9 protein-coding genes and 1 pseudogene are annotated in these 9,833 nt (G+C 40.6%); 3 read left to right on the top strand and 7 right to left on the bottom strand.

The features are described from left to right. The first annotated feature begins 83 nt into the window (after nt 1–83). From RDQ32_RS10000 to RDQ32_RS10010, 3 genes are read left to right on the top strand one after another with little or no spacing between them, the layout of a single operon-like run. Entirely contained in the window at nt 84–860 is a 777-nt protein-coding gene (locus RDQ32_RS10000; protein ID WP_183681789.1) for an ABC transporter permease, read from the top strand. Further along, nucleotides 850–1,161, top strand: a complete 312-nt coding sequence (locus RDQ32_RS10005; RefSeq protein ID WP_183681786.1) for a DUF5963 family protein — start codon at nt 850–852, stop codon at nt 1,159–1,161. The genes RDQ32_RS10000 and RDQ32_RS10005 overlap by 11 nt, the downstream gene beginning before the upstream one ends. Before the next feature lie 17 nt (nt 1,162–1,178). Next, complete coding sequence (locus tag RDQ32_RS10010) at nt 1,179–1,772, top strand: hypothetical protein (RefSeq protein ID WP_308580332.1); 594 nt, start codon at nt 1,179–1,181, stop codon at nt 1,770–1,772. A 107-nt stretch (nt 1,773–1,879) separates the two neighbouring features. Here the strand turns inward: RDQ32_RS10010 and RDQ32_RS10015 are convergent, their stop codons facing one another. The 7 genes and pseudogenes from RDQ32_RS10015 to RDQ32_RS10045 form a co-directional block, all read right to left on the bottom strand. Then, on the bottom strand, nt 1,880–3,355 hold the full coding sequence (locus tag RDQ32_RS10015; RefSeq protein WP_308580333.1) for a lipopolysaccharide biosynthesis protein: 1,476 nt from the start codon (nt 3,353–3,355) through the stop codon (nt 1,880–1,882). Nucleotides 3,356–3,528: 173 nt separating this feature from the next. Continuing rightward, nucleotides 3,529–4,500, bottom strand: a complete 972-nt coding sequence (locus tag RDQ32_RS10020; protein ID WP_308580334.1) for a glycosyltransferase — start codon at nt 4,498–4,500, stop codon at nt 3,529–3,531. A 167-nt stretch (nt 4,501–4,667) separates the two neighbouring features. Then, entirely contained in the window at nt 4,668–5,642 is a 975-nt protein-coding gene (locus RDQ32_RS10025) for a glycosyltransferase family 2 protein (RefSeq protein ID WP_308580335.1), read from the bottom strand. A gap of 124 nt (nt 5,643–5,766) precedes the next feature. Further along, the gene (locus tag RDQ32_RS10030) at nt 5,767–6,627 is read right to left on the bottom strand and encodes a glycosyltransferase family 2 protein (RefSeq protein ID WP_308580336.1); all 861 of its coding nucleotides are present in this window, start codon (nt 6,625–6,627) and stop codon (nt 5,767–5,769) included. After that, nucleotides 6,627–7,601 (bottom strand): glycosyltransferase family 8 protein, encoded by a 975-nt coding sequence (locus RDQ32_RS10035; RefSeq protein WP_308580337.1) that lies wholly within the window; start codon nt 7,599–7,601, stop codon nt 6,627–6,629. The genes RDQ32_RS10030 and RDQ32_RS10035 overlap by 1 nt, the downstream gene beginning before the upstream one ends. A 62-nt stretch (nt 7,602–7,663) precedes the next feature. Then, nucleotides 7,664–9,076 (bottom strand): annotated as a pseudogene (locus tag RDQ32_RS10040) (2-isopropylmalate synthase); the annotation flags it as partial. Next, on the bottom strand, nt 9,031–9,798 hold the full coding sequence (locus RDQ32_RS10045) for a hypothetical protein (protein ID WP_308580338.1): 768 nt from the start codon (nt 9,796–9,798) through the stop codon (nt 9,031–9,033). The pseudogene RDQ32_RS10040 and the gene RDQ32_RS10045, both read right to left, overlap by 46 nt. Nucleotides 9,799–9,833: the final 35 nt, after the last annotated feature.

Genomic DNA, 9,833 nt, shown 5'->3' on the forward strand with positions numbered 1-9,833 from the left:
TCGGTTTCAGATTAATCCTAACAGCATATATAATTTGTATATGCTGGCGATGAAAAATTTCATAGAAAAGAAGGAGGCTTGATATGATGAGGACATACTTGTTTATTGATTTAAAAATAATGTTTCGCATTCCGCTTTCTATATTTTTTTCTATAGCCTATCCAATATTAATGATGATTATAATTATGTTTTCATATGGTAACATTTCAATCGGGAATGGCTATTATTTGATTGATAAGTATTTTTTGATCGCTATTGGAATGGGAATCCTTCCTCTCTCTTTAATTTCTTTCCCAATGTGGATAGGCAATTCCTTTGAAAATAAAAGCATAGAACGCTTGAATTTTTTTGGAGTAAATACAAGTAAAATGTTCGTAGGTGATGTACTGGCTCATTTCATACTGGCAATGATAAGCATGGCTATTAATATTTTAGTTGCCTTTTTGTTTTGGAGACTAAAATTTCCGTCCATAGGTCATTTTCTTTCTTTTATTATACAATATTTCATAGCTATTGTTATAGCTATGATTATTGGTGGCATATTTGCCTATGTATTTAAAAATCCGCAGATTTTAATGACTCTAGGGCTAGTCGTAATGTTTGTTTTATATATGTTCTGTGGCGTGTTCATATCTATCGATCAAATGCCACAGTTATTCCGAAATATATCTTCATATTTGCCAATAAAGTATGCAATGAATGACTTCTTTGACATTTGGACTATGGAGAAATTCTGGGACAAGGATTTTTTACTAATATCTGCAGTGTACTTGGTAATAAGCACTATAGTTTTGGGCATCTGTATCATTAGAGAAAATAAAAGAGTTATTTACAGTGGAGGAAAAAATAATGAAAAATAAGCAAGGGCTACGTATCATCTTAGAATTAGTTGCAGGAATGGTATTCTCGGTAATTTTGTGTTACATTTTAATCTCTTTAGGCTACTCGACTTTCTATAAGGATAATTTTAATGAATACACCGTGAATATCTTTGGCCTACCAATATATGAGATAGTTATGCAAGGTGGGAAAGGACAGGGAACGGCATTTAACCAGAACATGTCTCTTGTCGGTATAATCTGCTCAACCATCACGATGATAGCGGTTGAAACAACTATTTTTATAAAAAACAAGAATAAACCGGAAATTACTGAAAAATAAGCCTAAGGAAAGATACGATGGAAACAAAATTTACTGAGAAGGGGTTTTTCAATCAGCATTTAAAAGTGCAGATGGATAATTCCAATATAAATAATGGAAGAAATGCCGATGTATTTAGCCAAATACTTGTTGGCAATGTAAAGTCCAGCCAGATGGACTATCTATTGAATCTTGGATATATACGGCTTAATGACACAAAGAGTATCGGTATGTTCAATGAATTAAATATTGCAGCCAATAAAAATAAATTCAAGAAATATGAAGAAATTGTGGATAACAGCACTTTGTTTCTGCCAAAAAAGTTTAAAAAGATAAAAAAATCTCTAGAAGATTGCTTGGAATATCGTCAAAGCATTCGAACATTTTCTCCTTACCAGATGAGCCTAAAAGACTTCTCAACATTGTGTAAGTATAGTTTTGGTCAATCAAATAGAACTGCTAATTACAACGGAATCGTTGCAACCAGCCGATATTATGCTTCCGGTGGCGGCTTATATCCTGTTCAGGTTTATATTTATGCCAATAATGTTAGCGGAGTAAAAAAGGGAATCTATAGATATCAGTTAAATACACATTCATATTTTTTAGTTTTTATTTTCTTTTTAGATTGAGATAAAATATTTTCAAATTCAATCGATAAATCACTTTGAATCCTCGTATATTCAAAAATATTAATTGCCTTCATAAATTCTCCCAATTCAAATACTTTAATCAAGCATTATTTAAATTTATTTCTTACATGTATGAAAGAGCACAGTGTCTTTATATCATTCCTGTTTACTATAAAAGAAACTACAGTGTAGCAGATTGCTCCCAGGGGGATGAGGACTATGAGTTGCCATAGTTCTGTCATTCCTCTTTTTTCTAAGAATCCTTGCACAAGGTAAACGATTCCCCCCATTAGGAAAGATGCGGTAAAGGAAGCCAGGCAGTCTTTTACTTGAGAGAGGAAGCCATATTGTATCAGCTTTTCATTAGGTTTGGCGTTTAAATACAGGCAGAGGACTTCTCCTACATTTTTCCCAAAGAGCATGACGAAGATCCCAAAGGGGAAGGTGAGGAGGAGAATGCCTATGCCTAAAATCTTCTTGATGATCTCCAGCTTCAAAAATAAATCCGAGCGTCCCTGACTGTTCATGAGCTGGAGATTACACATGTGAAGGGGCAGGAATAGATAAGTCACGGAAAGAAAGCGAAGATATGGAAGCATGCCTATCCATTTCTTTGTGAGCAGTAAGATAATAAAGGGCTTTGCCACTGCCATCAGGCCAAAGAGTATGGGAAACAAGAGGAAGGCGGAAAAACGAATGGTTTTCCTGGCCATTTCCTGTAAGGCATCCTTTTCCTCCTGCATCTTGGAAAAAGCGGGAAACATTACTCCTGAAATCATGGTGGAAAGGGTAGAGGACAGGAGCTTTGGAAACATTTCTCCTCGATTGTACAGAGCCAGCTCCTCTACCTTGTAGCGTTTTCCAATGACTAGGCCATAGATATTTTGCCAAATCTGATCCAAGAGTCCGGAAAAAAGGATTTTCCAGCCAAAATGAAAAAGGGCAGAGAGGGAGGAAAGCTTAAATAAAAGCTTCGGTCTCCAAGGAAGGCATAAGAATAATATCAGCATGGTAAAAAAGTAGTAGGAAATCTGCTGATAAGCCATAGCAAAGGAGCCATAGCCCCGATAAGCTAAAAACACTGCCAGCACTCCGGAAAAGAGGGAGGAAAAAAAGCTGGCTAAAAAAATCGGTCGAAATTGCAAAGCCCTTCCTGCATAAGCCATTTGGATGGAAATGACTGCACCGGGGAAGAGCAAAATACTCATTTGCCGTAAAAGGGACTCTAAAACCGGGAGATGATAAAACTCCGCCACAAAGGGGCTGATGCCATAGAACAAAAGATAGATTCCTCCGGATAAGGCCAAGGTCAGATAAAACACCGAGGAATAATCTTCCTCTTTGATTTCTTTTTTCTGCATCAGCGCCTGAGAAAAACCGGATTGAATAAAGGTATTGGCAATGGTAATAAAGATACTGATAACACTTACCGCCCCTACTTCTTCCGTATCCAAAATCCGAAGGAGAAACAGGGAAAAAATCAGTTGTATACCCTGGTAAGAAATCTGCTCCAAGAAACGCCAAAAAAGGCCGGAAAGGATCTTCCCCTTCCACCCCTCTTTGTTTTGCGTGATTTCTCCCATAGTTGCCCTCCTTTAAGTTCTTGCTTATTTCCCCCATTATACATACAAGGCAATTCTACTCTATACCACTCCCGCTCCATGCTGAACGGATTCTTCTTTTTAACGCTTCCGCTCTATGCGAAACGAATTCTTCTTTTTAATGCTTCCACGCTATTCCGAACAGACTCTCCTTTTTAACGCTTCCGCTCCATACCGAAGCTTTTCTGTAGAAAATGATAAAGCTTAGGACAAAACTGTTCCAATCGAAGCAGAGCTCTCTCCGGAAAAGGCATTTCTTGTAAATAGGCTCGATAGTCCTTCCGATATATTTCAGAAAAATCCCTTAGATTTAATGCTATAGAAAAGCTGAGTCTCTTGACAGCCTCTTCTACTTCCAAGCGATATTTTCCCCGGGACTCCTCTAAGAAAAGCTTATAGCAATGCTTCATTTCCGAAAGATATTTTTCCTGCTGCTGCCGTCCTTTTTCCCTTTCCGTCCAGGAGCTTTGCAAATGAAAGCGATAGGCAGTGTATTCCTCCGGCAAGTATACGGCCTTCCCTGCCAATGCAGCCATCAATTCTATGGGTCTGTCCCCCACCGGACAGGCATAGTAAAAGTCCGGAAGCTTTTCAATTAAACATCTTCTAAAAAACATAGAGGAAAAGGCAATCCCCTTAGGATGATTGATAAGTTCTTTGCCCTCCAGAATTTTCCCCTCCTGATAGGGACGAAGTAAGTCCTTAGGGCCTTCACTACCATCGGAGAGCAAAACCTTTGCCGGATGGAAGCAAAGAACAGCCTCTTCTTCTCTTTGCAAGGCTTCCATCTGCTTTTCCAGTTTATCTTCTCGAAGGTAAAAATCATCCCCGTCAATCACGGTAACAAATTCCCCTCTGGCTCTGGGGAAATTAAAAATTCCGGTAATATTTCTTTTTCCCCGGGAATACTGATTTTCTGTCTGTAAGATAGGAAAAAGTATCTCCGGATATTTCTCCTGATAAGAACGGATAATCTCCTGACTTCCGTCTGTGGAGGCATCATCATGAAGAAGGATTTCCAAAGAAAATTTCCCTTTTTGAGAAAGAATACTGTCTAAACACTTTCCGATATAGTCCTTATGTCTGTAAGTCACGATACATACAGAAATTAACGGTTTTTTCTCCATTCCTCCTCCTTTCTTTCATAATCTAAGCCATTTAATTTATTGATTTCTCTGTTTCCTGATTTACCAATTTACTAATTTAACAATTAACCGATTTGCTGATTTAAAGATCAACTGATTTACTGATTTATGCAATCATAAATCCTATTGTTTCATACGGCTCTAAGCTCTTAGCTATCCAAAAACAACATTGCCCCAATTCCTCTATATAGCGGACAGGGGTAAATGCCGAAAAGTGCCATGGTGGTAATTTTCCCCAGTCGACTTTTCCCCTCTAAGGATAAGAACGCCTCTAAAACCTTCCTTTTGATTTCCGGAAGCCGGTCTCCGAATAAGCGCTTCAATTCCCTTCCCTGGGCAAACAATGCCCGGTAAGAAGAATGAATGGTATCTTCCTTATCCTTTTCTTTGGAAGCGGCCAGCCTTTCTTCACATTCCTTCAACACACTTGCTTTTTTCGCCCCTAAGACATTTTCTCCATGCTGCCGGTAGGCATAGCTGGCATAGGGCAAATATTGAATTTCCCCAAAGCAGTTTGCCAACAAGGCCAGCCAATGGTCATGCATCTTTACTTCCGCAGGAATTTCCTTGCAATATTGCAGCATAGCTTTGTTGATTCCCACAGAGGCTCCTGTCACATGGTTTTGCAAAAGCAGACGAGAAAAACGGTAGGAGGAGCCCGGTAATTTCTGATACCTTCTATAGGACTTGGCAAGAAGCTCCCCTCTTGAGTTCACCAAAGAGCAGTCTGTGTGACAAAGGATAGGAAGGCTTTCCCCAAACTTTCTTTCTTCCTCCTTTATGACGGAAATCGTCTTGGAGAGCTTGTCCGGAAACCATTCATCATCCTGATCCGCAAGGAAAATATATTCTAAATTTTCTGTCTCCACCTCCCCCTTAGCCAAGGCGGAAAGAATAGAGAGAAAATGCTTTGCCGGACTTCCACTATGCATAGGTCTCGGGAAAGCCCTCATCCTCCTTCCATACTTTTCCTGCAAGCTTTGCAGAATTGCTTTTGTACTATCGGTGGAGCCGTCATCAGAATAAAGGAGGCAAAAATCCTCCCTATCCTGCTCCATAATGGATTTAATCTGCTTTTCCAGATATTTCTCTCCATTATAAGTACATAAAATAACACAATGCATTTCAGCAATTCCTCTCTTTGACTAAGGAATTCCTCTCTTTGACTAAGGAATTCCGGCTCCGCATAAGTTTTTTTCTACACAAATTCCACCCATAAAATAGGACTTTAACATTCTTGATTTCGGCTTATTTAGAAAACAAAAGAGAATAAAAAAGAGTTTCTCCCAATATGACAGCCTGCACAGCCTTGAATATAAGCATTTGCAGGAAATTGGCATGAAGATATTTTCGGGCATAAAGTGCCTCGGACTGCTGCCGAAGCTTTTGTCTTTGCACCAAGGATTTCAAGGATTTCTTGGTGCTACCGCTGTCCTCATGAAGGTAAGAACAAATCGTACAAAGATAGGATTTGTAGCCTGCCCTTCTCAGCTTTTGACCAATTACCTTTTCCTCCTCATAAAGGAAGAACTCCTCGTCATAGCCCCCGGTCTTTTGGAATGCCTCTTTAGAAATACAAAGGGAGGAGCCATGCAGCACATCCACCTTCACATAGGGCTTTTGTTCCAAATAGGCTTTAGGATAAAAGAGTAGGGAAGAAAAAATTCTCTTGCTAAAGGGTCCCATGCTCAGAAGGTTTTTAGAAAAGCTCTGTAAAGGCCAAGCTGTAGCCTGTTTTCCGTAAGGGTCCTTCATTCTGCCGGAGACCAATCCCACCTGCTTCTCCTTTGCAAAAACAGACAGAACATTTTCAAAGTAAGCTTCCTGAAAGCAGGTGTCGGGATTGGCTAAAAAGCAGTAGTCCATCCCTTCCGAAAAGGCGGCCCGAAATCCCAGATTGTTGCCTGCCCCATAGCCCTTATTTTCCTTGGCAAAAATCAGTTTACACTTATGGTCTTGAATCTTCTCTAAAGTCTGCCTGCTACCATCCGTGGAGGCATTATCCACGATATAAATTCTCGTTAACACGGAAAAATCCTTCAGCTCTTGATATAGCCGAAGGGTATTTTCCAAATCATTATAATTTAAAATCACTATAGCACAGGACATTAGTTTTCCTTCCCCATAGAACGATAATAAAACTCTCCCACCTTCTCCCGAAGCTTAGGGAATACAAAAGTCAGGAGATTTAGGACGTGGTAGCAAAATAAATAGCCCTGCTTTCCCTTTTCTTTTTCTAATGGTAGGGGACTTTCTTCCGCATAATAGTCAAAGGCTCTGCGATAATAATTGTGATTACCTTCTCTCCAAGGTCTTTCGTCTCCGGCAAAATGGACAATCACCGGATGGGCCTTTGCCTGAGAATAGCTCTTTTTGCTTTCCAGCCCCTGATACCAGGGAGAAAAACGACACAAGGCACCATACCTTGCATAAGCATAGTTGGAAAAGAAGTTAAAACGTTGGGGCAAGGAGCGAATCCGTCCCTTACACACCATATTCAAAATGTCCTGGTCATTAAAAGGAAGCTGACCTTCCTTCATTTGATAATAGCGAAGACATTTTTCTTCCATCCCTTCCTCCCGAAGCAATGAAAGATTCATAAGCATCACTCCCGCATTATAGTAGGGGCTTTCCTCCGCTAAGGATAAAAATTCCTTATGCTTTTTATAAATACTGGGCTCCGGAGCCATGCCCAAAAGCTTATCTCCAAGCTTTAAATGATAAAGGGGCAAAATGGATTGGAGCACCACTGTATCCGCATCCAAGTATAAAGCCTTGGTAATCGTTTCCGGAAGTGTGGAAGGGATAAAGAGTCGAAGTAGGGTAGCCTTGGAAAATTTTCCGGTGAAAAGGCCGGGAAGCTTTTCCTTCCATTCGGATAATTTCTCTTCCAAATCATAAAAGCTAATTTTCTGTCCTTCCGTCTCCACATATTGCCGAAGTTTTTCCTTACTTTCCTCTTCTATCCCCAAGGATAGGATATGAAAATGAAGAGCTTCTCCCTCCGCATGCAAAAGAAGAGAGGACAGTGACACCGCAAGAATCGGCATAAAGGCCTCATTGACTCCGTAAACGATGTGCATACTTTTCTCCCTTCTGTATTCTACTTAGTTTCGCTTTAAGCTGTATTCTACTTAGTCTTGCTTTAATAGCTTCTTTCTTCCGCTACTCTACGCTTTCCTTCCGCCTCAGCCTCTTCCGGGAAAAGCAGACGATTCATGGCACTGAAAATTGCTCTAACGGAGGAACGGGTAATGTTGGAGGAAACTCCCACACCGAAGCCGGACTTCCCGCTATTCTCCTCCACAAGTTGAATATAGGATACCGCTTTTGCAGAGGAACCTGCACTAAGAGCGTGTTCTGTATAATCCACAACCTTTAAAGCCAGCTTGAATTCCTTATTCAAGGCACTGATGACCGCCTCGATAGGACCGGATCCTTGACCGGAAACCTCTCGCAGTACACCGCGATTTTCAAAGGTCAGGTTAATAAAGCTGATGTAGGAATCTCCCTCTCCTTCCACATCGGTGGTACGAAGATTCTTGAAGAATAACGGAGCCTTGGCTTCCACATATTCCTCCCGGAATACCTCTAAAATTCTCTTCGGATTTACCTCGCCCTCCTGCTCGGAAATCTTCTGAATATAATCCGCAAATTCTCTCTGCATTGCCTTGGGCAGCTTATAGCCGTAATCAAAGTCCAGAATAAAGGCAACTCCGCCCTTACCGGACTGGGAATTGATTCTAACCACAGGCTCATACTGTCTTCCGATATCTGCAGGGTCAATGGGAAGATAAGGCACCTCCCAGAAGGGGTTCTTTCGTTCCCGCATAGCCAATACACCCTTATTGATGGCATCCTGATGGGAGCCGGAAAAGGCGGTAAATACCAGCTTTCCCGCATAGGGATGACGATCCGGCACACTCATCTTGGTGCAACGCTCATAAACCTCCTGAATTTCCCGAACATTTTCCAGATTCAGCTTAGGGTCAATACCATGGGAGAAAAGATTATAAGCCAGGGTTAAAATGTCGACATTTCCGGTTCTTTCTCCATTTCCGAAAAGGGTTCCTTCGACTCTTTGTGCTCCGGCAAGAAGGGCCAGCTCTGCGGAGGCAATCCCCTCTCCTCTATCATTATGGGGATGAACGGAAAGAATCACATGCTCTCTTTCCTTCATATTCTTGGACATAAACTCAATCTGATCCGCATAGACATTGGGGCTATGCATCTCTACAGTATTAGGCAGGTTAATGATAATCTCCCGTCCCGCCTTGGTTCCCCATGCGGAAATCACCGCATTACAGATTTCCAAAGCATAATCCATCTCCGTTCCGGTAAAGCTTTCCGGAGAATATTCCAGACGAAGCTCTCCGGAAAAATCCTTTTCATGCCGCTTCACCATCTCCACAGCAGAAAGGGCAATGGCGGTAATCTCCTCTCTGGACTTTCCGAAAACCACATCTCTTTGCAATACGGAGGTAGAATTATAAATATGGACAATGGCCTTCTTTACTCCTTGAAGAGCATGGAAGCTTCTTTCCAAAAGCTCTTTTTTAAGAACGGATATGAAACATATTTGAAGCTCGAATATAATACCGGTTGCTTAGGAGCATGTGCTGGCTCAACAGTGAGATCCAATGGTATCTCATAAGGTATCCATTCGTTTTCATGTTGTTGCTGTTGCAGCATATCAAACCAAGCCAGTTCGCATTTTGCAACGTCATCATTGAATGAAAATGAGTCTTTATCAACAACTTTGATACTGAAAGCAAAATTCGTTTCATGGGGAAAAACTTCGAAAGCGGCATATTCATTAAATTCTGGGTTTAAAGTATGTTTTCTCCAAGATGTCTTGAATACTCTTCTACCAAACGAAATAACGATAAATGGATCCATTTCATAATTAGTCTTGGACAACCGATTCCTTAATGCAGGTAAATTTTTGATAGCCCCAATATGCATGAATACTACCCCCATCGCATGTTCCTTTTTCGATATAAAAAAGTTACTTTTTGCTCTTCTGTATAAGTAATTTGCATATGATTTATTATGTTTACCCCTTTGCAGGTGTAAAAGCCGACTCCCAATGTATTCGTTTGATTGAGAATCAGAATCTTCACGCTCATCCTCATTATATATATCAAACTCCTCATCACTTTCCTGTTGGTTTTCAGATTCTTCGTCATCCACTGATGTTATGTCATTTTCCGACACTGCAGGTAATTTTGCAACATCTTCTGGTTCTACGATATCATATTCATCTAAAGCTGTTATCATTGAAGATAGACTGATACGGGTATCTTCGTCGATGT

The sequence above is a fragment of the uncultured Oribacterium sp. genome (assembly GCF_902481605.1).
Lineage (GTDB): Bacteria > Bacillota > Clostridia > Lachnospirales > Lachnospiraceae > Oribacterium > Oribacterium sinus.